This window comes from Yersinia vastinensis (genome assembly GCF_902726565.1).
Classification (GTDB): domain Bacteria; phylum Pseudomonadota; class Gammaproteobacteria; order Enterobacterales; family Enterobacteriaceae; genus Yersinia; species Yersinia vastinensis.
The window spans coordinates 274043-292470 of the sequence record NZ_CACVAF010000006.1 but is presented as its reverse complement, the minus strand read 5'-3'; the positions used below and the strand labels follow the sequence as shown (position 1 = coordinate 292470).

Sequence of the window (18428 nt, the reverse complement as noted above, 5' to 3'; positions counted from 1 at the left end):
CAGGACTGAATCCGCATGACTGACAACAATAAAGCCTTAAAAAACGCTGGACTTAAAGTAACACTGCCCCGGCTTAAGATTCTGGAAGTGTTGCAGGATCCGGCGTGCCATCACGTCAGCGCGGAAGATCTTTATAAAAAGCTGATCGATATCGGTGAAGAAATTGGTTTAGCCACGGTTTACCGTGTACTCAACCAGTTTGACGATGCCGGTATTGTGACCCGCCACAATTTCGAAGGCGGTAAATCAGTCTTTGAGCTGACGCAGCAGCACCATCATGATCACCTAATTTGCCTTGATTGCGGCAAAGTGATCGAGTTTAGTAATGAATCCATTGAATCGCTTCAACGTGAAATTGCTAAACAGCATGGTATCAAACTGACCAATCACAGTCTGTATTTGTACGGCCACTGTGAGACCGGCGATTGCCGCGAAAATGAGTCTGCGCACGATAAAAGATAAAGTATGTCCATCATCTTTCACACTGCAGGTGTGTTGGCTGCTCTCACTCACCCGAATCACTTACTGATGTAAGCTCATCGGGATTCCATTGATTGCCGCCGTCCTGCAATTTGAAATCTATTGGGCATTATGTTATCGCATTGATTTTATAAAGACTTTAAGCGTTGAAATTTTAAGTACCGAATAATGTTAGGGTTTATTTTTATCCAGAGATTATCTGGTGAACATAAACCCATCAGCAAGATGGCCACCTTTCCCGTTCAATCATCCGAGTTCAGCTCGGCCGGGACTCAGGTGGTCTTTCTTATTGAGACCTCGCCCTCCTTCCCTATCTAATTTTGAACATTTCTGTCTACCTCAAACAATCAAACCGCCCTTACCACCGCCCAAACCGACTGCCCATCACGATATTTCTGGCAAAAAAAGCCCCGGACATGCCGGGGGAAAACCATCAACTCAACTTCACTTAATATTGTTTACCTCAAAAACCAAGCAAACAGGAATAACATCAGACACAGCACTTTGAAAAAACCATCAGATTTTAACCGGCTCCGCACGACTACTGCGTTTACCATCCGGGCTGGTCGAGCGGATAAATACATCACCACTGACTGTAGGTTGTGCTTTGGCATCATACTTCTGCCATTGCTGACCACCATCGGTGGAATACTCAATAATCAAGCCCGGTAAGGAAATATTTGCTTCCAATACACCAGAGACAACTCGTGCGCCGGGTACTGGCAAGCGGTAGGCAATACCGGCTTTATCCAGTTTTGCCAACTCACGCTGGCCCATAATATTGGCAAAACGTTGCCAATCAGTGTGTAACGCTTGGGTATCCACCTGTTGCGTCTCACCACCTTTGTACTCGCGGCCTGCTTTATAATCTTGTTCCCAAGATGCACGGTGCCAAGCGCGCTCCGCCAACGGTAATACGCGAGGAAAAATCATGTACTCCATCTGTTCATCAGTACGCACGGTTTCATTCCACGATTGACCGGAAATTCCGTGTACACCCGGCCAAGGTTTATCACTTTTCGCACTGAAGTAATTACCATCGCGGTCCACAGACGTTTCAGCATTTTGCGGCATGTTATTTGGTGCAAAGCTAAAGACTTTGGCTTCGTCGGTAAAGCGAGTTGCCCAGTAGTAACCGCGTTCATTGGGGTTAACTTCATAGGGCATGTCGAAGTAGACATAATCGGGATTAGAAGCAACCACTTCGTAGCCTTTATTGGCCCAGTCATTGATTGAGTCAGCACCGCCCCAGAAGAGAGTATCCCAGAAGTTAACGCCAACACGTTGAGTGGCGAAGGCTTTCGAATCTTTCGCGTCTTTCAATCCATCTTGCCAAGCCTGCATTTTTTCGATGCCGTGAGCCTTCACTAATTCACTGACTTCAATGGCAAAGTGGCTGGAAAGATGTTCAACATCCTGAACTTTGCCTTGCTTAACCATATCCTGACAAACTTGTGACTTGGCCCAAGGTTTATCTTCAACGCTCTTATCAATAATGCCTTTGCCCGGCTCAATGGTGCCATTTTTATCTTGGAAACCGGCCCCCAGACGAATATTTTTCGCCTCATCACCACCAAAATGCCAAGTGGTCAGCGCCATGCCAGCTTCTTTGTGCATCTGGGCCATTTCGCCAATCACTTTATCAACGAAACGCTTCGATGAATCCAGACATGGGTTCAGATAGCTTTTGCGATCATAGAACTGCACTGAAGTCGTGTTAGAGTCATCTGTCGGGTCAACCAAACGGAATTCGTTGGCCTCTTTCTCTTTGCCCTGCTTCATCAGATTGTTGTAACGCGCTTCCATCGACACCACCGCAGCTCGAGCATGTGCTGGCATGTCAATTTCAGGAATAACATCAATTTGACGAGCTTTCGCGTATTTCAGAATTTCGATGTAATCGTCACGGGTAAAGTGACCAGAACCCAGATTATTGCTCTCCGGGCCTGAACCTAATTGCGGCAGTAAGCAGGTGTTCTCAGTTAAATCGTGGCAACGTTTACTCCCAACATCCGTCAGTTCTGGCAGACCGGGGATCTCAATACGCCAACCTTCATCATCACTCAGGTGGAAGTGGAATTTGTTTAACTTGTAAGCTGCCATCTGATCCAACAGGCGCAGCACCGCATCTTTGGTTTTAAAATTACGCCCAACATCTAGGAAAACACCACGATATTCAAAACGCGGTGCATCTTTCGCATCAAGAGTCGCTATCTTCTTGCTGCCATCCGTCGGGACTAATGAAAGGATCGATTGCAAGCCATAGAAGACGCCTGCGGGATCAAAGCCAATAACTTGCGCGCCTTTCTCACCGATCGTCAGCTCGTAAGCGCCGGAAACCGCTAAATCACCTGCAAAGTGAGTAGGTTGGATCGCTGTTTTAATTGGAAAGCCGGTTGAGTTCTCTGTCAGACCGAGTAACTCGAAACGCTGTTGGGCAACTTGAGCGGCGGGTTTTGACAGTACGCTGAGATCCAGCTTAACCCCTTTACTCAGGTCGGCATCTTGCTGATGAACCGTCACTTGCATTGGCGTTGGGATAATCTGCCCACGCAGATCAGCTGCCGCTAATGTTTTCACCGCCTCATTTTTAGTGAAACGAGACTCTGGCGTCATCAACACATTATTATCGTCTTTGGTCCGCTTCCACTGATCGCCAGTAAACTGTGTCAGATATTCGCTGATATCCTCAGTATCGGTACTTTTCAGTACTTTTGGTTTGGCATCGCCAGAAGTCGCATACCAGCGCGGCATAAAGTCAGTAGCAAACAACTGCCAATATTCACCAATCATCGGGATTTCAACTGACTGGTTAGCTGGGAAACGGGTAAATTTAGCGGTTGGCTCAATTTTATGCAGATCACCCGTCAGATGAGTAATCTTGAATTGGTCGTTATCTACAGCCAGAATCTGACGGATGCTGTGGAAGTAAATGGCCCATTCTTGACCTTTGATCTCATCCCCGGTGTTGGTCAGAGTAATCATTACTTTGTTACATGATGCCCAATCAGCGCCCAACTTGGCACAATCAACACCATTCTCAGCCGCGCGGTTATCCACTATTTTATAGTTAACTTTTAAGGTACTGAGCTGGTCAACAATCTGTTGATTGATGGTGCTCGCGCTGGCGTATCCCATCAAGCCAAAGGTTGCGGTCATTGCCGCTAACGCATTTAATTTGAATTTGTTCATCACTAACCTCATCCGTAATTAATAATTACTGCCAGCATTGTGACTTGAAGTATTGTTGCTGGCAGAATTATTGTTAGTTTCAATTGCTATTGCGTATTGATTTTTACATCCCCGGCAGTATCGCCGGGGATGGCACTCAAAAAATTAGAAAATAGTAAATGGTGCAATAACAATGAACTTAACGTCTTTTTCATCCTGGAATATATTGCCGAAACCACCGCCATAGCTTGGAATATTGGTATGGTTGTCATACAGGGTGTAATGCAGTTTGAATAAGGTGCCCTTCGCCCGGCCTTCTTGCAGTGTATAAAGAATGTCAAAGTTCCATGCAGACTCTTTCAGACGTACATTCTGGTCATAAATTGGGTTGGTACTTGGTTTCGCATCCCAACCATATGCATAGGAAGTTCCGACAGACCAGCCAGCCATATTCCAGTTTTTCAGGTCATACATCACGCCACCGAACAACGCTTTTTCGCCGTTGGCGTTGAAGTCAGAGCGCGAATCCCACCAAACATCCAAGCGGCCATTTGAGGTCGCGTAACCAGGAGTCATACGTTGCAGGAAGTAACCTTGGTTGCCATCAGCCTTGGCCCAAGTCCCCTCTAAACGCCAATCAAATGGGCCGGTGGTGTAGCCCAATGTCAGTGCTTGTAACCAAGCCAGCCCATCATAAACGTCATTAACATCTTTGAAACCGCCGTCAACTTTGTCTTTTGCACCGTAGAACTGGTAGGAAGTACGCAGCTCATTACCCGCAACCGGGAAGGCATAAGATGCCTTAGCAAAGTACTGATCCATATAGTCTTTGGCTTGACCGAAAGCAGCTTCCAATACCAACTTATTTTTAAAGTCGTATTTGGCACCGAATGAATGCAGGTAGCTCACACCGGTTTTACCGTCGGCCTGACGGAAGTTGTACATATTCTGATACCACGGTGCTTTATATTCATCAGTCCACATGTAAGACATGGACAGAGCACCGGCGGTATCGAAATCAAATTTTGCACCACCTTCAGCACCACGATATGTCCCCGGCATGAAGCTCCAATGTGGGGCTAACAAAGTCTGTCCGGTGGGTTGGATATAACCACCTCGAGCCCAGAAATCACCCAATTTGAATTTGGCTGCCGCTTTGTAAACACTGACGCCACTCTTATCGCCAGTCCATTTTTCATCCCAACGGGTTTTAGCATCACTGAAGCCAATTTCATTTGGCGCTGCCGGGCCACTGTTGGTCATCTCAACTGCGCCAAAAGCCGCTAAGTCGATACCGAACATATCTGCGGCATAGCCGGAGGAGAAATCCAGATTGGCGTTAAAGGTGGAGTGATGCAGGTTAGCGACATACTTACCGTATTCAGCACTACCTGGAGTTAAGTCTTTACGGTCACGTTGACGCTGCCAATAGTAAATACCGCCGGTCAGTGACGAATCATCAATAAAACCTTCAGCTTTGGCCTCTGGAGCTACCATAAAGCCAGTTCCTAACAGTGCGCCCGCGACTGCGAGCGCTAACGTTTTACGTTTAGCACCGTGCATAACCATATAAAAAAATTCCTCTTTGACATCACATTTAAAGTGCATTGCCTGTGTTCACCACTGCCCGCAAGCTTTGCCTCAAAAAAACCCTAAGTGGGTAAAATTTTGCTGGGGAGGAAAGCCCCCACCAGCAATTGCTCTTTCGGAAAACAAACTCTTTGAAGATTGCTGCTGGAGTACAGACTATTTTTCGCGACGCGAATTATCAATCAAAAAAGAAGCTAATTATTCAAAGTATGACAACGAGCACATAACTATGAAAAAATATTACAGAGGTCACAAAAGCTTTAAAAACAATGCATAAGGGCAACTCATCAAGTGAAAATAGTCTCTCATTGACATCTTGAATGGTTTCAGCAAACTGAATAAAACATGTCTTTTTGTGGAAAAAATAGCGATATTTATTCAGTTAATTCGTAAAGCGAATATTTAAGAAAGACTTACAGGCAGGTGCTCTCAAGAGAGAACGGAAAACAATCTTTCGAGATTGACCAAGGGGTAAAGCGAAACGAGAGGATAAAAAGAGGGGTAACCATCGGTGTTTAGTAAAAGAAACTATTTCATTAATTCCATAAAAAAGGCGCAGCTTCAGCCACGCCTTTTCTGGAAGCTAAAAATTAATTAGCTGCTTTGAGCGCCCAAGTATCACGCAGGCCTACAGTGCGGTTAAACACCAAAGCCTCTGGACGCGAATAACGGCTATCAGCACAGAAATAGCCTTCACGTTCAAACTGATAGGTTTTTTCTGGCACGGCATCAGCCAAGCTTGGTTCAACAAAGCCATGGCGGATAACCAACGACTCAGGGTTGATGGTCGATAGGAAGTCATCCGCTGCTGCGGGGTTTGGTACGCTAAACAAACGGTCATACAAACGAATTTCCGCAGGCAATGCGTGATTAACAGAAACCCAATGGATAACGCCTTTAACTTTACGTCCATCGGCGGGATCTTTATTCAAGGTTTCTGGGTCATAGCTGCAATAAAGCGTAGTGACATTGCCTTCTGCATCTTTCTCAACACGCTCAGCTTTGAGAACATATGCATTACGCAGGCGCACTTCTTTGCCCAGCACTAAACGCTTGTATTGCTTATTAGCTTCTTCGCGGAAGTCAGCACGATCGATATAAATTTCACTATCGAATGGGACTTGACGGGTACCCATGTCCGGATTATTTGGGTGATTTGGCATGGTCAGCCACTCTTCCCCAGCCGCACGGTTTTCGATAACCACTTTGATTGGGTCGAGAACGGCCATAGCGCGTGGTGCATTTTCGTTCAGATCATCACGAATACAAGATTCCAGTGACATCATCTCAACGTTGTTATCTTGTTTGGTTACACCAATACGACGACAGAATTCACGAATGGAAGCCGCAGTATAACCACGACGGCGTAAGCCTGAAATGGTTGGCATACGCGGGTCATCCCAGCCTTCCACAACCTTCTCGGTCACCAATTGGTTCAGCTTGCGCTTAGACATGATGGTGTATTCAAGATTCAGGCGTGAAAACTCATACTGACGTGGGTGACATTCAATAGAGATATTATCCAGCACCCAATCATACAAGCGACGGTTATCCTGAAACTCCAGAGTACAAAGCGAGTGGGTGATCCCTTCGATCGCATCGGAAATGCAGTGGGTAAAGTCATACATCGGGTAGATGCACCACTTGTTACCAGACTGATGATGCTCGGCAAATTTAATGCGATACAACACCGGGTCACGCATGACGATAAACGGCGACGCCATGTCGATTTTGGCACGCAGACACGCAGTGCCTTCAGCAAAACCACCCGCACGCATTTTTTCAAACAGCGCCAGATTCTCTTCCACACTGCGATCACGGTATGGACTGTTTTTACCCGGTGACGTCAATGTGCCACGGTATTCGCGCATCTGTTCAGCGCTTAACTCATCCACATAGGCCAAGCCCTTGTTAATAAGCTCTACCGCGTACTGGTACAGTTGATCAAAATAGTCTGAGGAGTAACGTATATCACCGCTCCAGGTGAAGCCCAGCCACTCTACGTCGTGTTTAATTGACTCGACAAACTCCACGTCTTCTTTCACGGGGTTAGTGTCGTCAAAACGCAGGTTACATTGACCTTGATAGTCTTGTGCAATACCAAAGTTCAGGCAAATAGACTTCGCGTGGCCGATATGCAGATAACCATTCGGCTCTGGCGGGAAGCGGGTATGAACCGACGTGTGTTTGCCGCTGGCTAAGTCTTCGTCAATAATCTGACGGATAAAATTACTTGGGCGGGCTTCTGCCTCACTCATTGTTCTATTCCTCAATGCAAACGCAACAAATATAACCGCATATAATCCAACAAGCCCGGCCCGGAAACAACCGTTTGTTACAGTAAATAAAACAAAAAAACGGGAAGAGATCGCTCTCTTCCCGTTATATCGATTAAAACTCAGACCGGTTGTTCAGGACATCAGTGCCTTACTTCCCGTGAATTTTAAACAGATTACTTGCCACGCACCTCGAACAGAGGGCTTTGACCAGCAACCACAGTGCCCCCCGCCAAGACGTCGATGCCGGCATAATCATCGATATTACTGACAACAACCGGGCTAATCATGGAGCGCGCATTAGCGTTCAGATAAGCCAGATCCAGTTCCAGAACAGGCTGACCAGCAACCACCGTCGTCCCCTCTTCAACCAGACGAGCGAAGCCCTGACCGTTCAGTTTCACCGTATCAATCCCGATATGAACCACAACTTCTGCGCCGGTTTCAGTTTCCAGACAGAAAGCATGATTAGTATTGAAGATTTTTACGATAGTGCCGTTTGCCGGAGAAACCACCATTTTATCCGTCGGACGGATAGCAACACCCTCACCCACCGCTTTGCTGGCGAATGCTTCATCAGGAACTTGATCCAAAGCCACAACATCACCGGTAATGGGAGAAACTAAGACCAGAGAGGCTGTTTTTGCTGTGTTAATCACCGCCTGAGGTTTGGCCGCAGGTGCAGCCGTGCTTGCTGCCGGAACCGGGCCGCCTGCCAATACATTGCGCATCGCCGAAGCAATCAGTTCTGCACGGGTACCGACAATAATTTGCACACTTTGTTTGTTCAGACGAATAACACCAGAAGCACCTAAGCGTTTGGCAACACTGTCATTAACCTGTGCAGAATCTTTCACATTCAAACGCAGACGAGTGATACAAGCATCAATACCCGTCAGGTTATCTGAACCACCGATAGCACCGATGTAGCGACGCGCTAACCCATTAATTTCACTTTCGTTAACTTCTGGATTCTTATCAACGTTGACGTCATAACCATCTTCTTCACTGCCTTCAACAGCCAATTCACGGCCCGGTGTCAGCAAGTTGAATTTTTGGATAGTGAAACGGAAGACCACGTAGTAAATGGCGAAGAACACCAGACCTTGTGGAATCAGCATGTACCAATGTGTAGCCAACGGGTTGCGAGAAGACAGCACCATATCCACCAAACCTGCACTGAAACCAAAGCCCGCAATCCAATGCATACTGGCTGCAATGAACACAGAGATACCGGTCAGCACGGCGTGGATGAAATACAGCACCGGTGCAACGAACATGAAGGAGAACTCAAGTGGTTCAGTGATACCGGTGAAGAAGGCTGCAAATGCACCCGCCAACATGATACCTGCCACTTTTGCTTTATTTTCCGGGCGTGCACAGTGATAAATCGCCAGCGCGGCACCAGGTAAACCGAACATCATAATCGGGAAGAAACCTGCCTGATAACGGCCAGTAATACCGACGATCGCTTTACCGCTATCGATAGACTGTTGGCCACCCAAGAAGTTAGGGATATCGTTGATGCCAGCAACGTCAAACCAGAACACCGAGTTCAAGGCGTGATGCAGGCCAACAGGAATCAGCAAACGGTTGAAGAAAGCATAGATGCCAGCGCCAACAGAACCCATATCTTTAATGTATTCGCCGAAGGTCACTAATGCGTTGTAAATCAGTGGCCAAACGTACATCAGGATGAAAGCCACGACGATCATCAGGAAAGACGTCAGAATCGGAACCAGACGACGACCACTGAAGAAAGAAAGTGCTTTTGGCAGTTCAACACCGCTGAAGCGGTTGTACAACTCAGCTGAGATGATACCGACCAAGATACCCACGAACTGGTTGTTGATTTTGCCGAAGGCCGCTGGAACTTGATCAACCGGAATCTTTTGAATCATCGAGACCGCGGCTGGAGAACACAACGTGGTTAACACCAAGAAGCCCACAAAGCCGGTCAGTGCAGCAGCACCGTCTTTGTCTTTTGACATACCGTAAGCCACACCAATGGCGAACAGCACGGACATGTTATCGATGATGGCAGCACCGGATTTGATAAATAATGCCGCTAGTGCATTATCACCCCCCCAGCTTACTGGGTCTATCCAGTAACCCACCCCCATCAGTATTGCGGCAGCAGGCAGTGTGGCCACTGGGACCATCAAAGCCCGACCTACTTTTTGCAAGTAACTAAGAATATTCACCTTTCCCCCTATTCGTCCGATATCGGACCCTTTAAGTAGTTTATTTAATTGACTCACTACCTTTTAGAAAAACGCATGGCACACTTTTATTTATTCACGGCACGTATTACTCATTGCGGAGTGTAAAAAAATTATTTCGTAACGCAAATTAAAACCCCCTAATATGTGATAAATGTCACCAAAAACCAGTCAAAAAGCACCAATGCACTAGCCATGACACAAAACTTATTTTATCATTCGAAAAATGAACAAAGCATTGTACCAGCGCATCAGTCAAAATCTGAGTTACGCTTAGATGAATGATTCGAACCGCGTAGAGTATAGCCACTATTCGCAATCCAAGAGGTGCAAGATGAGACTTATCCCACTGAAAAACACCACAGAAGTTGGCAAATGGGCAGCACGTCATATCGTTAATCGTATCAACGCCTTTAAACCAACAGCTGACCGCCCATTCGTATTGGGGCTGCCGACTGGCGGCACACCAATGGAAGCGTATAAGCACTTAGTTGCTATGCATAAAGCGGGTGACGTTAGCTTCAAGCATGTTGTTACCTTCAACATGGATGAATATGTCGGCTTGCCGCAGGAACACCCAGAAAGTTACTACACGTTCATGCACACCAATTTCTTCGATCATGTTGATATTCCTGCTGAAAATATCAATCTACTGAATGGCAATGCACCTGACATCGATGCAGAATGCCGTCGCTACGAAGAGAAAATTAAGTCTTACGGCAAGATTCACCTGTTCATGGGTGGCGTGGGCGTTGATGGTCATATCGCATTTAATGAACCAGCGTCTTCTTTAGCTTCTCGTACGCGCATCAAAACGCTGACACAAGAAACCCGTATGGCTAACTCTCGCTTCTTTGGTGGTGATGCAAACCTCGTGCCGAAATATGCACTTACAGTCGGTGTGGGGACATTGCTGGACGCAGAAGAAGTGATGATTCTGGTTACCGGTCATGGCAAAGCACAAGCCTTGCAAGCCGCTGTCGAAGGTAGCATTAACCACATGTGGACCATCAGTTGCCTGCAACTGCATGCCAAAGCCATCATGGTGTGTGATGAACCTTCCACTATGGAATTGAAGGTCAAAACGGTAAAATATTTCCGCGAATTAGAAGCTGAAAACGTCAAAAATCTTTAATAGTTATCAGGGGGCTAAGATGTACGCTTTAACTCACGGCCGTATTTATACCAGCCACGAAGTACTGGATAATCATGCCGTTATCGTGGCTAATGGATTGATCGAACGTATCTGTCCTGTCGATGAACTTCCGGCTGGTATTGAGATACGCGATTTGGGTGGTGCCATTCTGGCCCCCGGTTTTATTGATGTTCAGCTTAATGGCTGCGGCGGCGTGCAATTCAATGATTCTCTTGACGCTATCTCAGAAGAGACATTGGACATCATGCAACGCGCCAATGAAAAATCAGGTTGCACCAGTTTCCTGCCGACACTGATTACATGCAGTGATGAGTTTATGAAGCACGGCGTTAACGTCATGCGTTCATATCTGCAAAAGAAAGAAAATCAACATAAAGCCTTGGGTTTACATCTGGAAGGGCCTTATATCAGCCCACTGAAGAAAGGGACTCACAACCCGGCATTTATCCGTAAACCAAGCGCAGAAATGATTGACTATCTGTGCGCCAATGCTGATGTGATTACCAAACTGACGCTGGCACCAGAAATTGTTGATGCAAAATATATTCGTCAGCTGACGGAGGCCGGTATTCTGGTCTCTGCCGGTCATTCGAATGCAACGTATCAGCAAGCTCGTAAAGGGTTTACTGCCGGCATCCGTTTTTCAACGCATCTTTATAATGCCATGCCATATATTTCCGGTCGTGAACCCGGTTTGATTGGGGCTATTTTTGATACACCAGAAGTCTACACGGGTGTTATTGCTGATGGTCTACATGTCGATTGGGCGAATATTCGTAATGCTAAACGACTGAAAGGTGAAAAGTTAGTACTTGTTACCGATGCCACCGCGCCGGCAGGGGCAGAAATTGATCAATTTATTTTTGCTGGTAAAACAATATACTATCGCGATGGTTTATGTGTAGATGAGAACGGCACCTTAAGCGGTTCAGCACTGACGATGATAGAAGCAGTACAAAACAGTGTTGAACATGTCGGCATCGCGCTGGATGAATCATTGCGTATGGCAACACTTTATGCGGCACGCGCCATTGGCGTGGATAAGCAGTTAGGGAGTATTGAAGTCGGCAAAGTCGCCAACCTAACCGCATTTACCCGCGATTATAAAATCACTAAAACCATCGTTAACGGTGACGAGGTTTTAAAATAAGCGAGTAATTTTATTGATGAGCACTGGCGGACTGTCACAAATTGGTAATGTAGATCTTGTGAAACAACTCAATGGTGCCGTGGTTTATCGGCTGATTGATCAGCAAGGCCCGATTTCGCGCATTCAAATTGCCGACCTCAGCCAGCTAGCCCCCGCCAGTGTCACCAAAATTACCCGTCAACTGTTAGAGCGCGGGCTGATCAAAGAAGTCGATCAGCAAGCCTCTACCGGTGGCCGCCGCGCCATTTCCATCGTCACAGAAAATCGCCAATTTCATACCATCGCTGTCCGTCTGGGCCGCCATGACGCCACCATCACACTGTTTGACATGAGTGGGAAATCGCTCGGTGAAGAGCATTATGCACTACCGGAACGCACCCAAGAGACGCTGGAATACGCTCTCTTTAATGTTATCAGTCAGTTTATCGAAGCCTATCAGCGCAAATTACGTGAGCTGATTGCCATCGCCGTTATTCTTCCGGGCTTGGTTGAACCGAGTAAAGGCATCGTGCGCTATATGCCACATATCAGTGTAAGCAACTGGCCACTGGTCGAAAACCTACAAAACCGCTTCAATGTCACCAGTTTTGTCGGCCACGATATTCGCAGCCTAGCGCTGGCCGAGCACTATTTTGGTGCAACCCGCGACTGTGAAGACTCCATCTTGGTTCGTCTGCATCGCGGTACGGGTGCCGGTATCATCGTTAACAGTCAGATATTCTTAGGCAGTAATGGTAACGTCGGAGAAATCGGCCATATCCAGATTGACCCACTGGGCGAGCGCTGCTATTGCGGCAATTTTGGTTGTCTGGAGACCGTTGCATCTAATGCGGCCATTGAAAACCGCGTACGCCATCTGCTTGCTCAGGGCTATCCCAGCAAATTGACATTGGATGATTGCCACATTAGCGCCATCTGCAAAGCAGCTAACAAAGGTGATTTACTGGCGAGCGAAGTGATTGAGCATGTTGGCCGCTACTTGGGTAAAGCCATTTCTATTGCCATCAACTTATTTAACCCACAAAAAGTGGTGATCGCCGGTGAAATCATCGAAGCAGACAAAATCCTGCTTCCTGCCATCCAAGGGTGTATCAATACACAAGTGTTGAAAAACTTCCGCCAAAATCTGCCCGTCGTCACCTCGCAGCTTGACCACCAATCTGCCATTGGCGCTTTTGCTCTGGCTAAACGCGCCATGCTCAATGGTGTTTTGCTGCAACGGCTGCTGGAAAATCAGAATCCATAGATTTGAAGATGACGGGTATAACCTGCTGATAAGGAAGTTGCATGGTCGATCCCGTGATCGGCCATGTTATAGTGACTCATTGCTGCGGCCGAAAGAGTAATATAAACAATGACAATTAAAAGCGTTATATGTGATATCGACGGCGTATTGTTGCATGACAATAAAGCCATTCCGGGTGCCGATACTTTTCTGGCCCGAATTCAAGAAGCGGGCATGCCGCTGGTCATCTTGACCAACTACCCGTCACAAACCGCTCAGGACTTGGCTAACCGCTTCAGTTCTGCCGGGTTGGAAGTCCCAGAGAGTGCGTTTTATACCTCAGCGATGGCAACTGCCGACTTCCTACGCCGTCAGGAAGGTAAAAAAGCCTATGTGGTTGGTGAAGGTGCGCTGGTTCATGAGTTGTATAAAGCCGGTTTTACCATCACTGATATCAATCCCGATTTTGTTATCGTGGGTGAAACCCGCTCTTATAATTGGGATATGATGCATAAAGCTGCCTATTTTGTTGCCAATGGCGCGCGATTCATTGCAACTAACCCCGATAGCCATGGTCACGGCTTTGCACCTGCTTGTGGTGCATTATGCGCCCCCATCGAGAAGATCTCAGGTCGTAAGCCCTTTTATGTGGGCAAACCTAGCCCGTGGATCATCCGCGCTGCACTGAATAAAATGCAAGCTCACTCGGAAAGTACCGTGATTGTTGGGGATAACCTGAGAACTGATATTTTGGCGGGTTTCCAGGCCGGTCTTGAGACTATCTTAGTGCTGTCTGGTGTGTCGACATTATCTGATATTGAAGCTATGCCATTCCGCCCGAGTCGCGTTTACTCCTCTGTTGCTGAAATCGATATTATCTAAACTCGATTGGCGGTCATGCGTATATGACCGCCACTCTCCTCGTTCGCCACATTCCCTTTTTTGGTGCATTGCACCAAAGTTTCTTGCCATTCCTCCCTGTTTTGGCGCATTTTCTTTTTATGCCCTAAGAACCGCCCCTGCTATAGCAGCAAATCACAGATGCTATAAATTGGCGTGTTTTTTGCATCACTTTCTAACAATTATTCAGATGACTGCATCGTCATGGGGCATAACTTGCATCAATCATAAGCAAGTCTGTAAATAACAGTTCCAGCGATGAACGACTCAAATTCCACATCATCACCGCCAAAGCAGAGAAGTTAGGGAGATTACTATGTGTTCTATTTTCGGGGTCCTCGACCTTAAAACCGACCCCATCGAGTTGCGCAAAAAAGCGCTGGAAATGTCACGTTTAATGCGCCACCGCGGCCCGGACTGGTCTGGTGTGTGGGCAAATGATAAAGCTATTCTCGCCCATGAACGCCTATCGATTGTTGACGTTAATACGGGAGCCCAACCACTGTATAATGCGGCTCATACCCATATTCTGGCGGTAAACGGTGAAATTTATAATCATCAAGCATTACGTCAACAATATGGCGACCGTTATGAATTCCAGACTGGATCTGACTGCGAAGTCATTCTGGCGTTGTATCAGGAGAAAGGCCCAGATTTCCTTGATGACCTGCAAGGCATGTTTGCTTTTGTCTTATACGATACAGAAAAAGACGCCTACCTGATTGGCCGTGATCACTTGGGGATTATTCCGCTCTATATGGGCCACGATGAGCATGGCAACATGTTTGTCGCTTCAGAAATGAAAGCCTTAGTTCCGGTTTGCCGTACCATTAAAGAATTCCCAGCAGGCAGCTATTTATGGAGTAAAGACGGCGAAGTTCGTGAGTATTATCATCGCGACTGGTTTGACTTCGATAACGTAGAAGATAATGTCACCAACAAAATAGAGTTGGCCAACGCATTAGAAGAAGCCGTCAAAAGCCATTTGATGTCTGACGTCCCATACGGCGTGCTGTTGTCTGGTGGACTGGACTCTTCAGTTATTTCGGCTATTACCAAAAAATTTGCGGCTCGTCGGGTAGAAGATGATGAACGCAGTGAGGCTTGGTGGCCACAACTGCACTCTTTCGCTGTCGGCTTAGTCGGCTCCCCAGACTTGCGTGCCGCGAAAGAAGTCGCCAACCATTTAGGCACTGTACACCATGAAATTCATTTCACCGTGCAAGAAGGTCTGGATGCTATCCGCGATGTGATTTACCACATTGAGACCTATGATGTCACCACCATCCGAGCCTCAACACCTATGTACCTGATGTCACGTAAAATCAAGGCGATGGGGATTAAAATGGTGCTGTCGGGTGAAGGTTCTGACGAAGTCTTTGGTGGCTATCTCTACTTCCACAAAGCGCCAAACGCCAAAGAATTGCATGAAGAAACCGTGCGTAAGCTGTTAGCGCTGCATATGTATGACTGTGCTCGTGCTAACAAAGCAATGTCAGCTTGGGGTGTTGAAGCTCGCGTGCCCTTCTTGGATAAAAACTTCCTCGATGTGGCAATGCGTATCAACCCGCAAGATAAAATGTGCGGCAATGGCAAAATGGAGAAACACGTTCTGCGTGAATGTTTTGAATCTTATCTGCCGCACAGCGTTGCATGGCGGCAGAAAGAGCAATTCTCCGATGGTGTGGGCTACAGCTGGATTGACACATTAAAAGAGAAAGCTGCCGAACAAGTCACAGACCAACAGATGGAGACAGCGCACTTCCGTTTCCCATACAACACGCCATCCTCTAAAGAAGGCTACCTGTATCGCGAAATCTTTGAAGAGCTGTTCCCACTACCAAGTGCCGCTGAATGTGTTCCTGGCGGCCCGTCAGTCGCATGTTCATCAGCTAAAGCTATCGAGTGGGACGAAGCATTCAAAAACATGGATGACCCATCAGGCCGTGCGGTTGGTGTACATCAGGACGCCTATAAGTAATCAAGCTTTCATAACTTATTCTGATACTGAGGTCGCCTACGGGCGGCCTTATTTTTTATATGGTATTAACCACTCCAAGAGACAAAGCTCAAGGAGCGCATATCATTATGCTGCAACCCCACCAGTGGAGAGATACATTCCTTTTGCGGGCAAATTCAACAATTAATCAGTATAATTGCTGCTTTAATCGCCAGACTGTTCACAAGCCAAACAAACGAACCCTTTCAGCGCTTTTTTGGGAAAAAATTAGTTGACGCAATTCGGCCATATACGCATAATGCGCCCCGCAACGCCGATGAAGGTAATGCGAAAAAAGATGGCTACGTAGCTCAGCTGGTTAGAGCACAGCACTCATAATGCTGGGGTCACAGGTTCGATTCCCGTCGTAGCCACCATCTTTTTGCGGGAGTGGCGAAATTGGTAGACGCACTAGATTTAGGTTCTAGCGCCGCAAGGTGTGCGAGTTCAAGTCTCGCCTCCCGCACCATTATTCGTTCATCGGTTTGTCACAGCGGATGGGATATCGCCAAGCGGTAAGGCACCAGGTTTTGATCCTGGCATTCCCAGGTTCGAATCCTGGTATCCCAGCCATCTTTTTTACCGGATGGTAGCTGTAAGGCGGCAAAGATGTGCTGTAGTAGTTCTGCATCAGAAAAGAATTGTATTTCAGTTGGGATATCGCCAAGCGGTAAGGCACCAGGTTTTGATCCTGGCATTCCCAGGTTCGAATCCTGGTATCCCAGCCATACAATTTCTTAGCATAAAGATTTTAAGATGGCTACGTAGCTCAGCTGGTTAGAGCACAGCACTCATAATGCTGGGGTCACAGGTTCGATTCCCGTCGTAGCCACCATCTTTTGGGGTATCGCCAAGCGGTAAGGCACTGGATTCTGATTCCAGCATTCCGAGGTTCGAATCCTCGTACCCCAGCCAAATTTAGAAAAGCTCGCTTCGGCGGGCTTTTTGCTTTTCTGAATTTCGTTTTCTTAATTAATCATTGAAGAATTGCAGATTCAGCAGCCTGTAAGCAGAACCAATATCTGTCTACAGGCCAGAATGGGAGTTGTAAGCCTACAGCCCCAATGCATATTTCAGCGCATGTTCTTTAAGCTTACCTGCCCGTTGCGCGGTCATCAGTGCCAGATTACGCACAAATTTTACGGCTGGCAGGTTGTTACTAAATGCCGTGTAAAACACATCCATACCACTTTGCATAATTAAATTATCGGTGCGGCGGCGGCGTTGATAACGCTGCAATACTGGCTCACTGTGCCAAAGCTCAGCTTGTTCACGTGCCTGATTCAATACATCTAGCAGCGCATCGACATCTCGGTAACCCAGATTAACCCCTTGTCCGGCTAATGGATTGATGGTGTGGGCAGCATCCCCCAGTAGAACCAACCCCGGCTGCACATATTGCTGTGCATGGCGACGAACCAACGGGAAAGACCCCGCAGCAATCGCCTTAACCGCCCCCAGACGTGACGGAAAAGCCGCAGCGACTTCCTGACTCAATTGAAGCATCGGCATGGCCTGAAGCTGGCGTATACGCTGTGGACTGTCGTACCAGACCAAGGATGCCCAGTTATCAAACAATGGCAGGAAAGCACGTGGCCCCGTTGGGAAGAATTGCTGCCAGGTCGTATCTTGCTTGGCGGTATCAGTTTCAACGGTGATTAGCATGCATGACTGGCGATACTGCCATCCACTGGTCCCAATACCGGCTAAACGCCGCACCAGAGAGTTGGCACCATCCGCGCCTATCACTAAACGGCCCTGTATCTCTTGCTGTGCATCTAAAGTGACTTTCCAGTGCTCATCTACTCTAACCATGCTTTGTAGCCGTGATGGGCACAGTAGCGTCAAATTTGGGCATTCCTCCATCTGTTGCCACAACGCCAACTGCAAAACTCGGTTCTCGACCATAAAACCCAGCTCAGGTAACGCAAGTGATGTTGCATCAAAAATAACCTGAGAACCCGGTTGCTCCCACGTTTCTAAACGACGGTAAGGGGCATAACGCATCTGTTGAACTCGGGGCCAGACCTGTAACTGCTTTAGTAACGCCACAGAGGCGCAACCAATAGCCGAAACCCGTAAATCCGGTGCACTATTGGTATCAAACGCTGTGGGAGCCTCATGTTCCAGTAATGCCACGGACCAGCCTGTTTGAGCCAATCCCAGCGCAGCAGCGGCACCCACCATGCCGCCCCCCACCACCACAACATCATAATTTGGTTGCGATTTATTCATTTTGGCCATGCTTTTAAAGTGAAA

The 18428-nt window shown here is 47.3% G+C and carries 11 protein-coding genes and 6 tRNA genes; 12 read left to right on the top strand and 5 right to left on the bottom strand.

The genetic code is table 11. From position 1 onward, the window contains the following. The first annotated feature begins 15 nt into the window (after positions 1 to 15). Positions 16 to 462 (top strand): ferric iron uptake transcriptional regulator, encoded by a 447-nt coding sequence (gene fur / locus HUZ92_RS11550; protein ID WP_050098914.1) that lies wholly within the window; start codon positions 16 to 18, stop codon positions 460 to 462. 534 nt (positions 463 to 996) lie between these two features. Here the strand turns inward: fur and HUZ92_RS11545 are convergent. The 4 genes from HUZ92_RS11545 to nagE all read right to left on the bottom strand — a co-directional run bounded on the left by HUZ92_RS11545 (position 997) and on the right by nagE (position 9721). Further along, a complete protein-coding gene (locus HUZ92_RS11545; protein ID WP_145579603.1) occupies positions 997 to 3672 on the bottom strand; it encodes a beta-N-acetylhexosaminidase in 2676 nt (891 codons plus the stop codon). Positions 3673 to 3816: 144 nt separating this feature from the next. After that, positions 3817 to 5220 (bottom strand): chitoporin ChiP, encoded by a 1404-nt coding sequence (chiP, locus tag HUZ92_RS11540; RefSeq protein ID WP_050099235.1) that lies wholly within the window; start codon positions 5218 to 5220, stop codon positions 3817 to 3819. A 611-nt stretch (positions 5221 to 5831) separates the two neighbouring features. Further along, on the bottom strand, positions 5832 to 7499 hold the full coding sequence (glnS, locus tag HUZ92_RS11535) for a glutamine--tRNA ligase (RefSeq protein WP_050098917.1): 1668 nt from the start codon (positions 7497 to 7499) through the stop codon (positions 5832 to 5834). Positions 7500 to 7693: 194 nt separating this feature from the next. Continuing rightward, positions 7694 to 9721, bottom strand: a complete 2028-nt coding sequence (nagE, locus tag HUZ92_RS11530; RefSeq protein WP_050139829.1) for an N-acetylglucosamine-specific PTS transporter subunit IIBC — start codon at positions 9719 to 9721, stop codon at positions 7694 to 7696. Positions 9722 to 10073: 352 nt separating this feature from the next. Here nagE and nagB point away from each other — a divergent pair, with 352 nt between their 5' ends. The 11 genes from nagB (at position 10074) to HUZ92_RS11475 (ending at position 17084) form a co-directional block, all read left to right on the top strand. After that, positions 10074 to 10874 carry a glucosamine-6-phosphate deaminase gene (gene nagB, locus HUZ92_RS11525; protein ID WP_050098921.1) on the top strand — a complete coding sequence of 267 codons (801 nt, stop codon included), beginning with the start codon at positions 10074 to 10076 and terminating at the stop codon, positions 10872 to 10874. Positions 10875 to 10893: 19 nt separating this feature from the next. Further along, positions 10894 to 12045, top strand: coding sequence for an N-acetylglucosamine-6-phosphate deacetylase (nagA, locus tag HUZ92_RS11520; RefSeq protein ID WP_050098922.1), 1152 nt, complete (start codon positions 10894 to 10896; stop codon positions 12043 to 12045). Positions 12046 to 12061: 16 nt separating this feature from the next. Continuing rightward, complete coding sequence (nagC, locus tag HUZ92_RS11515; RefSeq protein WP_050098924.1) at positions 12062 to 13291, top strand: DNA-binding transcriptional regulator NagC; 1230 nt, start codon at positions 12062 to 12064, stop codon at positions 13289 to 13291. Positions 13292 to 13399: 108 nt separating this feature from the next. Further along, complete coding sequence (locus HUZ92_RS11510; RefSeq protein ID WP_050098925.1) at positions 13400 to 14152, top strand: HAD-IIA family hydrolase; 753 nt, start codon at positions 13400 to 13402, stop codon at positions 14150 to 14152. 334 nt (positions 14153 to 14486) lie between these two features. Then, on the top strand, positions 14487 to 16151 hold the full coding sequence (gene asnB, locus HUZ92_RS11505) for an asparagine synthase B (RefSeq protein ID WP_145579602.1): 1665 nt from the start codon (positions 14487 to 14489) through the stop codon (positions 16149 to 16151). A 318-nt stretch (positions 16152 to 16469) separates the two neighbouring features. Next, positions 16470 to 16546, top strand: a tRNA-Met gene (locus HUZ92_RS11500). A 7-nt stretch (positions 16547 to 16553) separates the two neighbouring features. After that, positions 16554 to 16638, top strand: a tRNA-Leu gene (locus HUZ92_RS11495). Positions 16639 to 16667: 29 nt separating this feature from the next. Beyond that, positions 16668 to 16742 (top strand) — tRNA-Gln (locus tag HUZ92_RS11490). An 80-nt stretch (positions 16743 to 16822) separates the two neighbouring features. Next, positions 16823 to 16897: transfer RNA gene (locus tag HUZ92_RS11485), tRNA-Gln, on the top strand. 30 nt (positions 16898 to 16927) lie between these two features. Continuing rightward, positions 16928 to 17004 (top strand) — tRNA-Met (locus HUZ92_RS11480). Positions 17005 to 17009: 5 nt separating this feature from the next. Then, positions 17010 to 17084 (top strand) — tRNA-Gln (locus HUZ92_RS11475). A 138-nt stretch (positions 17085 to 17222) separates the two neighbouring features. On the opposite strand, the gene ubiF is transcribed toward HUZ92_RS11475, so the two are convergent. Beyond that, the gene (gene ubiF / locus HUZ92_RS11470; RefSeq protein ID WP_145579601.1) at positions 17223 to 18404 is read right to left on the bottom strand and encodes a 3-demethoxyubiquinol 3-hydroxylase; all 1182 of its coding nucleotides are present in this window, start codon (positions 18402 to 18404) and stop codon (positions 17223 to 17225) included. Between the last annotated feature and the right edge of the window lie 24 nt (positions 18405 to 18428).